The 15,455-nt window shown below is 69.2% G+C and carries 14 protein-coding genes; 5 read left to right on the top strand and 9 right to left on the bottom strand.

The features are described from left to right. Positions 1-18: 18 nt before the first annotated feature. The 7 genes from AAG895_RS12030 to AAG895_RS12000 form a co-directional block, all read right to left on the bottom strand. Positions 19-1,290: a hypothetical protein gene (locus AAG895_RS12030; RefSeq protein WP_345792247.1), complete on the bottom strand. Its 1,272-nt coding sequence runs from the start codon at positions 1,288-1,290 to the stop codon at positions 19-21. A gap of 233 nt (positions 1,291-1,523) precedes the next feature. Further along, positions 1,524-2,628, bottom strand: a protein-coding gene (gene prfB / locus AAG895_RS12025) for a peptide chain release factor 2 (RefSeq protein ID WP_345792246.1) whose coding sequence is annotated in 2 segments (ribosomal slippage) — positions 1,524-2,546 and positions 2,548-2,628 — 1,104 coding nt in all. Because the reading frame shifts where the segments join, the coding sequence is not laid out codon by codon here. Between the two features lie 118 nt (positions 2,629-2,746). Continuing rightward, entirely contained in the window at positions 2,747-3,328 is a 582-nt protein-coding gene (locus tag AAG895_RS12020) for a YceI family protein (protein ID WP_345792245.1), read from the bottom strand. A 102-nt stretch (positions 3,329-3,430) separates the two neighbouring features. Then, positions 3,431-4,024, bottom strand: a complete 594-nt coding sequence (locus AAG895_RS12015; protein ID WP_345792244.1) for a YceI family protein — start codon at positions 4,022-4,024, stop codon at positions 3,431-3,433. 5 nt (positions 4,025-4,029) lie between these two features. Continuing rightward, positions 4,030-4,581 carry a cytochrome b gene (locus tag AAG895_RS12010; RefSeq protein ID WP_345792243.1) on the bottom strand — a complete coding sequence of 184 codons (552 nt, stop codon included), beginning with the start codon at positions 4,579-4,581 and terminating at the stop codon, positions 4,030-4,032. A gap of 187 nt (positions 4,582-4,768) precedes the next feature. Continuing rightward, positions 4,769-6,460, bottom strand: coding sequence for a single-stranded-DNA-specific exonuclease RecJ (recJ, locus tag AAG895_RS12005; protein ID WP_345792242.1), 1,692 nt, complete (start codon positions 6,458-6,460; stop codon positions 4,769-4,771). Further along, positions 6,457-7,533, bottom strand: coding sequence for a hypothetical protein (locus tag AAG895_RS12000; protein ID WP_345792241.1), 1,077 nt, complete (start codon positions 7,531-7,533; stop codon positions 6,457-6,459). The genes recJ and AAG895_RS12000 overlap by 4 nt, the downstream gene beginning before the upstream one ends. Positions 7,534-7,681: 148 nt before the next feature. Here AAG895_RS12000 and AAG895_RS11995 point away from each other — a divergent pair, with 148 nt between their 5' ends. Continuing rightward, positions 7,682-8,158 (top strand): antitoxin Xre/MbcA/ParS toxin-binding domain-containing protein, encoded by a 477-nt coding sequence (locus tag AAG895_RS11995; RefSeq protein ID WP_345792240.1) that lies wholly within the window; start codon positions 7,682-7,684, stop codon positions 8,156-8,158. Continuing rightward, complete coding sequence (locus AAG895_RS11990) at positions 8,158-8,670, top strand: RES family NAD+ phosphorylase (RefSeq protein WP_345792239.1); 513 nt, start codon at positions 8,158-8,160, stop codon at positions 8,668-8,670. Before AAG895_RS11995 ends, AAG895_RS11990 begins: the two co-directional genes overlap by 1 nt. A 33-nt stretch (positions 8,671-8,703) precedes the next feature. Here AAG895_RS11990 and AAG895_RS11985 read toward each other — a convergent pair whose 3' ends face one another. Beyond that, the gene (locus AAG895_RS11985) at positions 8,704-9,687 is read right to left on the bottom strand and encodes an SGNH/GDSL hydrolase family protein (protein WP_345792238.1); all 984 of its coding nucleotides are present in this window, start codon (positions 9,685-9,687) and stop codon (positions 8,704-8,706) included. Between the two features lie 263 nt (positions 9,688-9,950). Here AAG895_RS11985 and AAG895_RS11980 point away from each other — a divergent pair, with 263 nt between their 5' ends. From AAG895_RS11980 to AAG895_RS11970, 3 genes are all read left to right on the top strand, one after another. Further along, positions 9,951-10,346, top strand: a complete 396-nt coding sequence (locus tag AAG895_RS11980) for an antitoxin Xre-like helix-turn-helix domain-containing protein (RefSeq protein ID WP_345792237.1) — start codon at positions 9,951-9,953, stop codon at positions 10,344-10,346. Continuing rightward, the gene (locus tag AAG895_RS11975; protein WP_345792236.1) at positions 10,306-11,025 is read left to right on the top strand and encodes an RES family NAD+ phosphorylase; all 720 of its coding nucleotides are present in this window, start codon (positions 10,306-10,308) and stop codon (positions 11,023-11,025) included. Before AAG895_RS11980 ends, AAG895_RS11975 begins: the two co-directional genes overlap by 41 nt. A 201-nt stretch (positions 11,026-11,226) precedes the next feature. Continuing rightward, positions 11,227-13,341, top strand: a complete 2,115-nt coding sequence (locus AAG895_RS11970) for a YgiQ family radical SAM protein (protein WP_345795286.1) — start codon at positions 11,227-11,229, stop codon at positions 13,339-13,341. On the opposite strand, the gene AAG895_RS11965 is transcribed toward AAG895_RS11970, so the two are convergent. Then, a complete protein-coding gene (locus AAG895_RS11965) occupies positions 13,338-15,305 on the bottom strand; it encodes a CHASE domain-containing protein (protein ID WP_345792235.1) in 1,968 nt (655 codons plus the stop codon). The two genes, AAG895_RS11970 and AAG895_RS11965, sit on opposite strands and share 4 nt — an antisense overlap. Positions 15,306-15,455: the final 150 nt, after the last annotated feature.

Below are 15,455 nucleotides of genomic sequence, written 5' to 3'. Positions count from 1 at the left end.
GGGGTCCGGGTGGCAGGCTCAGGCCCGCGCAGCCGCGCGCGGGCGGACTTCGCCGAGCGTGATCGCGGCGATCTCGTCTTCGCCGACCGGTGTCAGGGTGTCGCCGAACGTGACGTCCATCGGCAGGCGCATCAGGCTGCCGACCGGGCCGTCCTCGGGGCCGGCCTCGGCGCCGTCGGCCAGCAGGGCGAGCAGCGACAGGCGGTAGCTCGCCGGCGCGAATCCGCCGCCGGCCACCACGTTCTGCAGCGGCTGTGGCGCGGGCAGGGCTTCGAGGCGGTGGATGAGGTGCTCGAGCAGGCGCAGGTCCTCCGCCTGCAGCGTGACGTCCGCCCCGGCGGCGTCGGGGGGCGGCAGGCTCGCGTCCACCGCGGCGGCCGCGGCTTCGCCCTCGAGCTGGCTTTCGGCGCGATCGAGCAGCTCGTGGCCGCCCGCCAGCAGCGCGAGTTCGGGCACGGCGGCGAAGGCATCGACGGCGAGTCCGGCCAGCGTTGGTGCATCGAGGCTGCGCAGCCAGGCGGAGACGTCCGAGGACGAGATCCCGGAGGCGCCCAGCGTCACCCGCTGCGACTCGATCTTGTTCAGCGCGCGCTGGAAGGCGGCGTCCACCCGTGCCAGGCGCGATTGCGCCAGGCCGATGCGCTGCGCGATGCGGGCGATGTCGAAGTCGACCTCGGGATCGGCGAGCAGCGTGTTGAGGATGTCGGTGCCGCGCTCGAGCCAGCGTCCGTTGGCCGACAGCCGGCGGCGGGCGTCGAGGATGCGGAACTCGGAGCCCGAGGCGATCGCCTCCTCGAAGTGCCAGGTCAGGTCGTTGAGCTTGGACAGCAGGTGGCCGAGGGCTTCCGGCGTGATGCTGCCCACCGCCTGCAGGCCGGCGAGCTGGGCGGTGAGAAAGCCGAGCTCGGCGTCCTCTTCCTCGCCGAAGCGCAGCAGCATCGCGATCGCCGCCACCGCGTTGCGGCCGATGTCGGAGAGCGCATAGTGGCCGTCCTCGCCGATCGCCAGCAGCGCGTTGTCGCGCAGGCGCTTCAGCACCGTCTCGAGCTTGACCGGGTCGAGATAGGTGAAGCGCGCGCGCAGGGCCTCGGGCGACCAGCGCGGCGAGTCGGCCTCGCGGCCGATCTCGCGCAGCACCAGCAGGCGCATCAGCACCTCGGCCTCGGTGCCGCGGAACAGCGTGATGAAGGCGTCGAGCAGCGGGCGCGCCGAGGCGAGCGCCGCGAGCTCGGGCACCTCATCGGCATCGACGCCCGCGGCGAGGAAGTCGGAGAGGAAGGGGTCAGTCATCGATCATCGGATCTCGCGGTCGCCGAACCGCAGTTTCGCGGGCGAGCCCGCTCCCACAGATAGTCGCGCCCACGAGCTTGGAGAGGGCGTTGGCGGGCAAGTCCGATCCCACAGGACCTTGCTCCCAAGAACTTGGCGCGAGCATTCGCGGGCAAACCCCCACAAAGCCGCGGCGATTTCCGTGGGAGCGGGCTTGCCCGCGAATGATGGCTCGAGGCGGGCCGGTGGCGAGCTCAGACGCCCTGCTTCAGGCTCGCCGCGATGAAGTCGTCCAGGTCCCCGTCGAGCACGGCCTGGGTGTTGCCGACCTCGTAGCTGGTACGCAGATCCTTGATGCGCGACTGGTCGAGCACGTAGCTGCGGATCTGGTGGCCCCAGCCGATGTCGCTCTTGGAGTCTTCCAGCTTCTGCTGCTCGGACTGGCGCTTGCGCAGCTCCGCCTCGTACAGGCGCGCCTTCAGCATCGACATGGCCTCGGCCTTGTTCTTGTGCTGCGAGCGGTCGTTCTGGCACTGCACGACGATGCCGGTGGGCTCGTGCGTGATCCGCACCGCCGAGTCGGTCTTGTTGATGTGCTGGCCGCCGGCGCCCGAGGCGCGGTAGGTGTCGATGCGCAGGTCGGCGGGGTTGATCTCGATCTCGATCGAGTCATCGACCTCCGGATACACGAACACCGAGGTGAAGCTGGTGTGGCGGCGGGCGTTGGAGTCGAACGGCGACTTGCGCACCAGGCGGTGGATGCCGGTCTCGGTGCGCAGGTAGCCGTAGGCGTACTCGCCGGAGAGCTTGATCGTGCAGTTCTTGATGCCGGCGACTTCGCCCTCGGTCTCTTCCATCAGCTCGACGCTGAAGCCTTTCTTCTCGCCGTAGCGCAGGTACATGCGCTCGAGCATGCCCGCCCAGTCCTGGGCCTCGGTGCCGCCGGCGCCGGCCTGGATCTCGATGAAGCAGTTGTTGGGGTCCATCGGGTTGCTGAACATGCGGCGGAACTCGAGCTTCTCGACTTCGGCCTGCAGGTCGCCGAGGTCGGCCTCGACCGCCTCGAAGGTGTCGTCGTCGTCCTCGGCTTCGGCGAGCTCGAACAGATCCTTGAGGTCGCGCGACTGCGCGTCGATCTGCTGCAGCGTCAGCACCACGTCCTCGAGCTGGCGCTTCTCCTTGCCGAGCTCCTGCGCGCGTTCGGCGTTGTTCCAGACCGCCGGGTCTTCGAGCGCGCGATTGACTTCTTCGAGCTTCGATGCTTTCACATCGTAGTCAAAGATACCTCCGTAGTTCGCGACCGCGGGCGGCGAGGTCGGCGAGTTTTTCGGCGATGGCGTTCTGGCGTTCGGCTTCCATGGGTGCGGCTCCGGCTGAATCTGGGAAACCGCGCATTATAGCGGCAGGCGGCTCCGGTCGCTCGTACCGCGCGCCGCTGGCGCGACGCCTCCCGGCGGGGAGGCGTCGCGCGCTCGCGTCACTGCGCGGCGATCGCTTCGAGCGCGATGCTGATCGTCACTTCGTCGCCCACGTTGGGCGCGTACTTGCCGGCGTTGAACTCGCTGCGCTTGATCACCGTGGTGGCGTCGGCGCCGATGGCGTCCTTCTTCAGCATGGGGTGCGGCATGTTCTTGAAGTTGGTCACCTTCAGCGTCACCGGCTTGGTCACGCCCTTGATGGTCAGGTTGCCATCGATCTCGACCGGCTTGTCGCCCTCGAAGCGGACCTGGGTCGACTTGAACGTGGCCGTCGGGTACTTGGCGGTGTCGAGGAAGTCCTCGCCCTGAATGTGCTCGTTGAAGGTGGCATAGCCGGTGTTCACCGAGCTCATGTCGATGGTGATGTCGGCCGCGCCGCTGCGGGCAGCCTTGTCCAGGGTGACGGTGCCCGTCGTCTTGTCGAACTTGGACAGCTGGGTGGACAGGCCGAAATGGCTGTAGGAGAAGCGCGGGAAGGTGTGGGTGCCATCGACCGTGTAGGTTTCGGGTGCGGCCAGGGCAGGGCTGGCTGCGGCGGCGGAGACCAGGAGGCTGGCGGCGAGGGCGTGGAGACGATTCATGCTGAGGATCCTCTTTCGATTGGGAGTGAGTTGGGGTTGGGGTTGGGTTATGCAGTGCCTTGCGGGGAGTCAGGGAGGATTGCGCGCGGAGCGGGGAGTGCCTCAGCGCGGCGCGGCCGCGATGCGGAACCTGATCACGACCTCGTTGGCGACGACGTCGAAGGCACGCCAGGCGCCTTCGCCGATCGAGAAGTCGCCACGCCTGATGCCCAGTTCGCCTTCGAATACGCCGACGTCGCCCTCGGTGGTGAAGCGCGCCGGGACGACGACGTCCCGTGTCGTGCCCTTGATCGTCAGTTTTCCAGCGACCTCGTAGCGCTCGTCGCCGAGGGCCTTGACCGCGCTCGACTCGAAGCGCGCGACCGGGAAATCGCTGGTGTTGAACCAGGTCTTGCGCGCGACTTCCTCGTCGCCCTCGACGCTGCCGGTGTCGACGCTGGCGAGCTCGACCTCGATCGTGGCGTGCGCGTCTGCGGGCGCCGCGGGGTCGAACTTGAGCTGGCTCGCGAAGCGACGGAAGCTGCCCTCCATCGCCACGCCCATCTGCTGGAAGCCGAAGCCGATCCGGCTGCGCTCGGGAATGACCTGCTCGTAGGTCGCGGCATGGCTGGCAGTGACGAGGGCGAGCGTGGCGAGCACGCCGGTGAGGGTCCTGGAAAACGTGGCAGCGAGGGTGGCGGGCAGGGTGCGTTTCATGACGGTCAATCCTTGATGGTCGATTGCGGGCGGCGCGGCAGCATGCGGGTCAGCACGTCGTCGCGGTCGATGAGGTGGTGCTTGAAGGCGGCGCCGATGTGGGCCAGCAGGATGGCGACGAGCAGCAGGTTCAGACTCATGTGCACCGTCTGCAGCAGATCGCCGAGCGCCTTGTCCTTGGCGAGCAGGTCGGGCAAGGGCAGCACGCCGAACCAGACGGTCTGGATGCCCTTCGCCGAACTCATCAGCCAGCCGGAAAGCGGGATCGCGAACATCAGCACGTAGAGCAGGTGGTGACCCGCGTGGGCGGCCATCCGTTCCAGCGCGCTCATGTGCGCGGGCAGCGCCGGCGGGCGGTGGGTGATCCGCCAGGCGAGACGTATGACGACGAGCGCGAACACCGTCACCCCCGCCCATTTGTGCCAGGAATAGAGCTGCAGCTTGGTCGGCGAGAGGGGCAGGCCTTCCATGTAGAAGCCCAGCCCGAGCATGGCGAAGATGAGCACGGCCATGAGCCAGTGGATCGCCTTGGCCGTTGCGGTGTAGTGCGTGGTCATCGTGAGTCCGTCCTCGCGTGGCTTCGCACGCGTTGTGTCATTGGACACACTCTAGACGGACAGACGGCGAAGAAATACCGCTTGTACGCAAATCATTGTTGCGGCTTACGCAACAATGAGGCGATGAACGGCGCCGAGGCGTCTTGCCAGCCCTCCCGGGCCGGCGCGTGCCCGGCCCGCAGCGGGGTCAGGCGGCCTCGAAGTGCTCCAGCATCAGCTGCACGCTTGCAACGCCGTTGTACTCGTTCACCCCGAGGCGGAAGGCGGCGTGGATCTGGCCGGCCGCGCCCTCTGCATGGTTGAAGCGGATCGCCTCATAGCGTGCGCCGCCGCGCGAGAGCTCGAGCTTGAGATGCTTGTCCTTGAGCAGGCGCTGGCGCTCGACGCGGAACACGTCGTCGAACAGCGGCGCGGGAAAGCCCTGGCCCCAGATCTCGTTGTCGAGCATGCGCGCGGCGTCGAGCGCGAAATAGCCGGATTCCAGGCTGCCGTCGGTCTCCAGGCGGCGCTCGAGCTGGGCGGGTTCGAGCAGCTCGCTGACCACCTCCTCGAAGGCCGCATCGAAGCGCGCGAGTTCGGACTCGCGGATGGTCAGCCCGGCCGCCATCGCGTGGCCGCCGAAGCGCACGATCAGATCCGGCTGGCGCTTGGTGACGAGGTCGAGCGCGTCGCGCAGGTGGAGGCCGGGGATCGAGCGGCCGGAGCCTTTCAGCTCGCCGTCGTTGGCGCGCGCGAAGGCGATGGTGGGGCGGTGCAGGCGCTCCTTGATGCGGCCGGCGACGATGCCGATCACGCCCTGGTGCCAGTCGGGCTCGAACAGCGCCACCGTGGCGCGGTTGCCGGCCTCGAATCCGGCGAGCCGTGCGAGCGCCTCCTCCTGCATGCCGGCCTCGATGCTGCGCCGTTCGCGGTTGAGCTTTTCGAGCTCCTGGGCGATGTTCATCGCGCGCCCGGCGTCGTCGGTGATCAGGCATTCGATGCCCAGGCTCATGTCGGACAGCCGCCCGGCGGCGTTCAGGCGCGGGCCGATCATGAAGCCGAGGTCCATCGTGCTGGCGCGCGCCGGGTCGCGCCCGGCGAGTCCGAACAGTGCGCGGATGCCCGGCTGCATGCGCCCGGCGCGCATGCGGGCAAGCCCCTGGGCGACCAGGATGCGGTTGTTGCGGTCGAGCTTGACCACGTCGGCGACGGTGCCGAGCGCCACCAGGTCGAGCAGCTCGGCGAGGTTGGGCTCCTTGCTGCCGGCGAAGGCGCCGCGTTCGCGCAGCTCGGCGCGCAGCGCGAGCATGGTGTAGAACATCGCGCCCACGCCGGCCAGGGCCTTGCTCGGGAAGTCGCAGCCGGGCTGGTTCGGGTTCACGATCACGTCGGCCTCGGGCAGCACGTCGCCGGGCAGGTGGTGGTCGGTGATCACGGTGGCCATGCCGTGGGCGCGCGCCGCGGCGATGCCCTCGACGCTGGCGATGCCGTTGTCGACCGTGATCAGCACCTCGGGCTCGAGCCGCGCGGCGATCTCCACCATGGCCGGGGTGAGGCCGTAGCCCAGGGTCACGCGGTCGGGTACGAGGTAGTGCACGTCGGCGCCGAAGGCCCGCAGCGCGCGCACGCCCACCGCGCAGGCGGTGGCGCCGTCGCAGTCGTAGTCGGCGACGATGACCATGCGCGCACCGGCCTCGATGGCGTCGGCGAGCAGGATCGCGGCCTCGGCGGTGCCGGTGAGCGCCTCGGGCGGCAGCAGGTTCTTCAGGCTGGTGTCGAGCTCGTCCGCGCGATGGATGCCGCGCGCGGCGTAGAGACGGGCGAGCAGCGGATGGAGGCCGGCGTCGGCGAGGCGGGCGAAGGCTTGCTGCGGGACGGCGCGGGGCTGGATGCGGGTCATCGGGTGTCGTGCGGGTTCGTGGGCGGTGCGGCGTCGGGCATCTGCATTGGCGCAGGGGCCACGGACTTGAGCAGCGCGTCGAAGGCGTAGGGCTTGCGCCAGAACGCCCAGCGTGCGCTGCGGCGCAGATCCAGATGCAGCGTGCCGCGGTCGCTCGGGGCAATCAGGCGCAGGGCGTGGAGTTCGCCGCGCCGGACGGCCGCGGCGAGGGGGGCGAACCAGTCGCGCTCGAGCGCCTCGAGGCCGCGGCGCCAGGCGTCGAGGTCGAGCTGCTGGGCGGGCTTGCGCAGGGCGTCGAGGACGACCAGGGTGTCCTGGGCGAGGGCGCTGCGCAGGTCCGGCGCACTCACCGGAGCGCCGGCGGCGCGCGCGAGGCCGATGCTGATCGGGTCGGTGGCCTGGACCAGGCGGGCCGGCGCCTGCGGCGGCGTGTCGAGCGCGCCCGCACCCCACAGCCAGAGGCTGTTGACCGCGCGCTCGCCGGCCGCTTCGCGGGCGCGGCTACGGGCGTGGTTGTGCAGCACGATCTGCGCCTCGTTCATCGTGCGCTGCCACAACCTGGCGTCCTCGCCCTCGGGGAGGAAGTGTTTGACCGGGCGTCCGGTCACGTCGTCGAGCGGGTAGAGCGTCACCGCAGTCGGCCGGTGCAGGCGCAGGTACCAGCGTGTGGACGTGCAGGCCTCGAAGTGGCCGAGGTCGGCAAACAGGCCGTTGAGCTCGGCGACCAGCTCGGCGCTCTCGGCGGCGTCCAGCTCGTCGTCCGGAAACGCCTGCAGCAGCAGGTGTTCGCGTGCGAACGACAGGTTCACCGGGTCGGCGCACAGCCACTGGCTGCCGGGCTCGGGCGCCGGCGCATCGGCTTCGCCGAGGCGGCGCAGCAGGGCCATCGGCAGCGTGTCGCCGTGGAGTCCGAACAGGCGCGCGAGCTGGCGATCGTAGGGCTCGAAGGCCGTGACCTGCCGCCGGCCGCGGCCGAGCAGGTCCGCAAGCCCGTCGAGCGCGAGCCCGGAGGCCGGCCCGAGCAGGGTGGCGACAGGCCACAACAGGCCGGGAATCAGAAGCTGGATCTGCATCGGGAATGCGTCGTTGGAAGCGCGCGAGTCTAGCACGCCCGAGCGCAGGGGCCCGCCGCGCACAACCCCGCCAAGGCACACACGACCGCTTGACAGACCGAGTTGCAAGGGCTTCAATTGATTCAGCTACTACACTCAGGTGATTACAATGTCAGCCGTCAAGCCAAGCCCTTCCACGCGTGGGCCCGCTGTCGCCTACGCCGCGCGCGGCGTGCCGGGCGGGGCCAGCATCGAGCACTATCTTCACGCCGCGTCCGCGCTCGAGCGCGATCACATGGTGCGCGCCGGTTTCGAGCCCGGGTCTCTGGATGCGTTCGCCCACCGTTTCGGCCGCAGCGGGCGCAGCCTCGCGCTATTGCTGGGGGTGGCGCCCGCCACTTACGACCGCCGCGTGCGCGAGGGCAAGCCCTTGTCGCAGGATGACTCCGACCGCGTCGCCCGCCTGATCGATGTCGAGCGTGCCGCCACGCGCGTGTTCGGCGACGAGGCCGCCGCCCGCGAATGGCTGGGTGCCCCGATCCCGGCGCTGGGGGGCGCGATCCCGATCGAGCTGGTCGCCACCACCCCGGGCCATCAGGCGGTGATGAACGCCCTGCGCCGCATCATGGCCGGCATAGCAGCCTGATGGCGGCGCGCACGGCCACCTTGTGGCGGCTGGCGCAGGACTGGATCGACCTCGACACCGGTGCGCTGCTGTGTGCCGCCGAGGATTTCGCCTGTGCGGGCAATGGCGCGGCGGCGGTTGGCGGGCGGTGGAACAGCGTCGGCCGGCCGGTGATCTATCTCTCCGACAGCCTCGCGCTGGCGCAGCTCGAGAAGCGCGTGCACACGCCGCTGCGTCCGCCACGCGGCATGGTCGCGGTCGAGGTGACGCTCCCCGCTGCCGTGCTCGCCGCGGCCGCGACGCTCGGCCCGCCCGAGGGCTGGGATGCGGACAACGTCGACTGGTCGGTGGGCAGCACCGATTCGCAGCGCGCCGGGGACGACTGGCTCGCGGGCGGCGAGACCTTGCTGCTGCGCGTGCCGTCGGTGGTGGTGCCGGTGGGGTGGAACTACCTCCTGAATCCGGCCCATGCCGATGCGCGACGGGTGGCGACCCGTCGCATCGCGCACCGCCCCGACCCGCGCCTGTGGTGAGTGCCCGCGAGTGCTCGCGCCGACGGGCAAGCTTCAGCGCTGGATTGGGCGACGACGCGACACCATCAGCGCGACCGCGCCGATCGACAACAATGCGGGCAGGGCGGGCTCCGGAACCGCGGCGTAGAAGCGGCTGGCGAGGAGCTGGTGCGCCGCGGTCGTGGGGTGTACGGCATCGAAGAACAGATAGCCCTCGCATCCGCTCGGGAGGAGGACGCAGCTCGCCGTGACGTTCGTGAAGCCGTAGCCCGCCGGATCGCGGATGACCTCGTCGAGGAAGCCAGCGGTGTCGAACTCGAACAGCTCGAGTCCCGCCGGGATACCCGGGATCAGGCCGGTCCGTGCGAGGTCGATCGCCTGCGCCAGCCCAGCGTTGAAGCCCCGCGAGAGGCTGTCCAGTCCGGCGCGGCTGATGTCGTCCAGCCCGAGCCCGAAGGGCGTCTGCGCCAGGTTGGGCATGTTGGGGATGAGGAAGTCGGTGGCGCCGATGCCCGCCAGCAGGCCGACGGTGCTGATGAGGTTGCTTACCGCGGTTGCGGCCGCGCTGGCGAGGTCGCCGCCTGTGCTCAATGCGTAGAAGAAATCGTTCGGTGCTGCCCACAACATGAAGAGGGAGCGCGCGGGGTCGAAGCCTGGCGCGCTCGTCGCGAACGCCGTCGCCTGTGAGAGCACGCCGGTGTATTGCAGTGCAGGGGGCAGCGCGAAGGGGGACGCGACTTCGTAGTTGTAGTTGAGCGGACCGGTCATGGCGCCGCCCACCGCGTAGTTGGTGCCGCCTGCGATCGAGGGCGCAAGACCGACCCCGAGCTGGCCGGCGAGGTACTCGGCCGCGGTCGGGCCGTCGGAGAACTGGCCGGCGTAAGGCGGCGAGGGCGGCCAAGCACCGCCGCTCAGGGCGTAGGCGTTGCCGTTGTCCGACAGGCTGTCGCCGAAGACGTAGAGAGCGCTGTATGCCGCCTGGACGGGCTGGGCTAGCAGCAAGGAGAGTAAGAGGATCAGAGACGGTTTGCGCAGCATGGTGCCTCCTTGATGAAGTGCCTTGCTCGGTAGGTGCGCCGACACGCGCGCGAAGCGACCCCGGTGCGACGACTCGCCGATTACAGGCCGTAACGATGCCTTGGACAAGGGCGGGAATTCCCTGATCGCTGAGCGAAAGCCATCGTGGTTGCTGGGATCAATGGGGTCTGACCCCATTGATCCCAGCAACCGGCGCCGATCTCGTTTCGCTTTTGCAGAAGAAAGAAAAATAGGCAATAATTGCTGCAGAAAGGAGGTGCGCCATGACTGCCGCTGCGACCACCAACACGGCCACTGCGACCGTTCAGACGGCCAATGCAGCTGCCGTGCTCTCGAAGGCGGTTGCCCGCGCTGCCGAACGGCTCGGCGTTTCGCGCGCGCTGCTCGCCAGGGTGCTGGGCGTGAGCCCGGCGACGATCACGCGGCTCTATGCCGGTGACTACCAGCTCGAGCAACACCGCAAGGAGTGGGAGTTCGCGCTGCTGTTCGTGCGCCTGTTCCGCTCGCTCGACTCCATCGTGGGCGAGGAGGGGACCGCGCGCGCATGGCTCAACAGTGACAACAAGGGGCTCAACGGTCGTCCGATCGAGCTCATCGGCCAAACCGAAGGACTCGTCCGTGTCGTCCACTACCTGGACGCCTCTCGCGGTCTCGTCTGAGGCGCGCGCATGGGCGGCGCCGGCCTGGCGCATCGTCGAGGCTCAGCACGTCGCCTCGACCATGAAGATCGTCGATGACCCGGCCGAACAGGACGTGCTGGAACTGCTGCTCGACACCAGCAAGCCTCCGCGGCCCTCGGCTGTCTCCAGGCTGGATTACCTGCTCGCCTCGCCGTTTCGGTATGACCCGAGGCGGGGTGGTTCGCGGTTCAGGAGCGCGACGGATCCCGGCGTGTTCTACGGTGCGCAGGGTGTGCGCACGGCCTGCGCCGAGTTGGGGTACTGGCGCTGGAAGTTTCTTCAGGACGCGGTCGATCTGGAGCGGATCGAGCCGGTGGCGCACACCGCATTCCGGGTCCGGCTCGCTACCGAGGTCGTCGATCTGCGCGCGCGGCCTTTCTCCGCCGACCTCGGCGCGTGGACGCATCCTGCCGACTACGGCGCGACCCAGGCCTTTGCGCGCGTCGCGCGCGAGGCACCGATCGGCGCAATCATTTACCCGTCGGTGCGCGACCCGGAAGCGGCCTGGTGTGTCGCGGTCCTCGATCCGGCGGCGTTCGCCTCGCCCAGGCCCGATCCGGCCAAGCAGACCTGGTGGCTCGCCGTGCAGCAGGACGGGGTGGTGTGGCGACGCGACAGCGAGCGACTGGTGTTCTCGGCGAGCCGCTGGCGCACCTGAGCCCGGAAATGGCGGGGGCGCCTCCCGGCACCTGCGGGCGGGCGCGTAACGATGGGGCGCCGGCCCTCGTCGCCCGATACAATGGCGCCCATGATGCGCTCGAACCCTGCCTCCACTGCCGTGCTTTCCGGCGGCGAATCAACGACCTCCAGCATCCTCGACGGTGCCGTCGGGGGCCGTCGCCCCGCCCCCTTCCTACCGATGTCGCGCAAGGAGATGGACGCGCTCGGGTGGGACGAATGCGACGTCATCCTCGTCACCGGCGACGCCTACATCGACCACCCGAGCTTCGGCATGGCGTTGGTCGGGCGCCTGCTCGAGGCGCACGGCTTCCGGGTCGGCATCCTCAGCCAGCCCGACTGGCAGTCCGCCGAACCCTTCCGCGCGCTCGGTCGCCCCCGGCTGTACTTCGGCATCACCGCCGGCAACATGGACTCGCTGGTCAACCGCTATACCTCGGACCGCAAGATCCGCTCCGACGACGCCTACACGCCCAACGCCGAGGCCGGCAAGCGGCCCGACCGCGCGGTGACGGTCTATGCGCAACGGGCGCGGGAGGCGTATCCGGGTACGCCGATCGTTATCGGCAGCATCGAGGCCAGCCTGCGCCGGATCGCGCACTACGACTACTGGTCGGACAAGGTGCGGCGCTCCGTATTGCCCGACGCCAAGGCCGACATCCTGCTCTTCGGCAACGCCGAGCGCGCGCTGGTGGCGCTGACGCATCGCCTGGCGGCGGGCGAGCCGATCGAGGCGATCCGCGACCTGCGCGGCACCGCCTTCATGGTCAAGCCGGGCTGGCGGCCATCCGACGACTGGCACGAAGTCGATTCGCTCGCGCTCGACAAGCCCGGCCGCATCGACGCCCATCCCGACCCCTACGCCATGGAGCCGGCCTCCGCTGCGCCGAAACCCGCGGCCGACGGTGCCCAGCCGGTGCGCATCGTGCCCGCCGCCGAGCGTGTGGCCGCGCGCCGCGCCGACCGCGCGCGCACCGTCGTTCGCCTGCCGTCCTACGAGCAGGTCAAGGACGACCCGGTGCTGTACGCCCACGCCTCGCGCGTATTCCATCTCGAATCCAACCCGGGCAATGCGCGCGCGCTGGTGCAGTGCCACGGCGAGGGGCCGGGCGCGCGCGACGTGTGGATCAACCCGCCGCCGGTGCCGCTGACCACGCCCGAGATGGATTTCGTGTACGACCGTCCGTATGCCCGCGCGCCGCATCCGAGCTACGGCGGGGCGCGCATTCCGGCCTGGGACATGATCAAGTTCTCGATCAACATCATGCGTGGCTGCTTCGGCGGCTGCACCTTCTGCTCGATCACCGAGCACGAGGGCCGCATCATCCAGAGCCGCTCGCACGAGTCGATCATTCACGAGATCGAGGAGATCCGCGACAAGTCGCCCGATTTCAAGGGCCACATCACCGACCTCGGCGGGCCCACCGCCAACATGTACCGCATGGCGTGCAAGAGCAAGGCGATCGAGGAGAACTGTCGGCGCCTCTCATGCGTGTATCCGGGCATCTGCGAGAACCTCGACACCGACCACTCCTCGCTGGTCGAGCTCTACCGCAAGGCGCGCGCGGTGCCGGGCATCAAGCGCATCACCATCGGCTCGGGCCTGCGCTACGACCTCGCGGTGCGCTCGCCGGAGTACGTGAAGGAACTGGTCACGCATCACGTCAGCGGCCTGCTCAAGATCGCACCCGAGCACACCGAGGAGAACACGCTCTCCAAGATGATGAAGCCGGGCATCGGCGCCTACGAGGAATTCCGCCAGATGTTCGAGAAGTTCTCGGCGCAGGCGGGCAAGAAGCAGCACCTGGTGCCGTACTTCATCGCCGCGCATCCGGGGACGACCGACGAGGACATGCTCAACCTGGCGCTGTGGCTGAAGAAGCACGACTTCCGCCTCGACCAGGTGCAAACCTTCCTGCCGACGCCGATGGCGCTGGCGACCACGATGTACCACACGCGCAAGAATCCGCTGAAGAAGGTGTCGGCGGAGTCGGAGACGGTCGAGACCGCGCGCGCGGGCAAGATCCGCAAGCTGCACAAGGCCTTCCTGCGCTGGCACGACCCCGAAAACTGGCCGATCCTGCGCGAAGGCCTGATGCGCATGGGACGCGCGGATCTGATCGGCAACGGGCCCAGCTGCCTGGTGCCGCGCCATCAGCCCGCTATCGCTCACCCCCCCAAGGGGACAAGACCGCCTGCCGGGAAGAAGCCGGCCGTCGGGGCGAGGCCGGCGGTCGGCTCGAAGCCGGCGAGCCGTGGCGGCGCGCTCGGTCGGCCGCCGCGCGGCCGCGCCTAAGCCTCCGTGCCGTCGATGGCGACCAGGCGGTTGCGTCCGGCCGCCTTGGCGCGGTACATCGCCTCGTCGGCCCGTCGCAGGAGGTCCTCGGCACGCTCGTCCTCGCCGCTGAAGCAGGCCACGCCGATGCTCGGGGTGTTCTGGTGGTGGACGCCGTCGAGTTCGAAGGGCGCGTTGAGCGCCGCGAGGATCTTCTCCGCGATCGCCTTGCCTTTCTCGAGGGCCTCCGTGCGCTGATCGCCGAGTTCCTCCAGCATCACCACGAATTCGTCGCCGCCCAGGCGCGCCACCGTGTCGCCTTCGCGAACGCTCTGGCGCAGGCGCTGGGCCACTTCCCACAGCAGCCGGTCGCCGGCTTCATGACCGTAGGTGTCGTTCACGGACTTGAAATGGTCCAGGTCGATGAACAGCAGCGCACCGTGGCGTCCGTGGCGGCGGCTGTTGGCCAGACCCTGGCGCAGACGGTCGAGCAGGAAGCGGCGGTTGGGCAGGTGGGTGAGGGTGTCGATGAAGGCGAGATTGCGGATCGCCTCCTCCGCCTGCTTGCGCTCGGTGACGTCGATGATCACGCCGTCCAGCCACAGCGGCTGGCCCGTGCGGCTCAGGAAGACGTGGCCGCGCTCGCTGACCCAGTGCGTCTCCCCGTTGCGGTTGCTCATGCGGTATTCCACCTCGTAGCTCGTGCCTTGGCGCAGGGCCTCGTCGATCGCCGCCTGGATGGAGGCGAAGTCCTCGGCCACGATGAAATCGCCGAAGGACACCCTGCGGGCGGTGAACTCCTCGGGCGTCGCACCGGTCAGGGCCTCGATGTTCCGGCTGATGTGGATTACCGCCCAGGGCGCGGTGACCTGGCAGCGGAAGACCACGCCGGGCACGTTCTCGACGAGGGTGCGGAACTCGTCGCGACTTTGCGCCAGCCGGTTCGCTGCCGCCTGCATCCGCCGGCGGTGGCTGGCGTTGGTGTTCAGGAGCGCGAACAGCATCAGGCTGAGAGTGGAGCCGCCGAACAGGATCAGCCCCGCCTCGGCGCTTGCATTGTCGCGCTCGAACGCGGAGGTGCTGGTGAAGCGCGCCACCCAGGTGCGGCCGCCGATCTGGAGCGGATGCTCGACGACGAATCGCGCACCGCGCGTGTCCACCGCCGAGGCGAACAGCAGCGCCTCGGCGGATGGGGTGCCGTCGAAGAGGGCGATGTCGGCTTCGCGCAGGCTGTCGGCGAAGATGCTGTGCATGATGTCCTGCGCCCGGAAGGGGCTGTACACGAAGCCGACGAGGGCGGCGCGACGCTCCTCGACCGTGCTGGGCACGGCGCCGCCGGCATAGATGGGCAGGTAGATGAGAAAACCGGGCTGGATCTCGGAGCCGTACTCCTGCACCAGCGTGACCCTGCCCGACAGCGCCGGCAGACCGGTGTCCCGCGCGCGCTCCATCGCTTCGCGGCGCACCGGCTCGGCGTACATGTCGTAGCCGAACGCGCGCAGGTTGCGGTCGGCGAAGGGCTCGAGATAGATGATGCTCGTGTAAGGATCGCGCTCGCCGGCAGGGTGGATCGCGTAGTCCGGGAAGCCCTCGGCGCGCACCGCGGCAAGGTGTTCGTCGCGCTTTGTGGCGGGCACCATGACGGCGAAGCCGGTCCCCTGGATGCCGGGCAGCGAGTGCTCGAGCGCGAGTGCGTCCACGTAGGCTCGCCATTCCGCACGGCTCACCGTGTCGCTCGCCGCGAACAGGGCGGCTCCGCCGCGCAGGACCTGGGCGTGCGCCTGCATGCGCGAGCGCAGCAGGCTCTTCGCGGCTTCGACGCGATGCGCAAAACGGTCCTTCGCACGCCCGGAAAACTGCGCGTCCGAGTAATGCCACAGCCCGACGGTCAGCACCAGCCCGATAACCAGGATGAGCCAGGCGGCGGTGCTGCGGTCGAGCAGGGCATGGATGTGACCGGGCGTCGTCTTGTCCTTTGGCGGCATGAATCGCGTGTGCGGCTCGGTGGTCGTAAGCGCGGTCCTTCACGAATCGCAGTCTGCGGCCAACGGGTCCGGTCCTCGCCCCGACCCGTTGCAGAACGCATGCTTGGCCGCCAGCTTACATTCACATGCGCTTTGCTGTCGCGTGCGCGC

It is taken from the genome of Thauera sp. JM12B12, assembly GCF_039614725.1.
Classification (GTDB): domain Bacteria; phylum Pseudomonadota; class Gammaproteobacteria; order Burkholderiales; family Rhodocyclaceae; genus Thauera.
The sequence above is the reverse complement of the archived record's forward strand: the minus strand, read 5'-3'. Positions and strand labels throughout refer to the sequence as shown.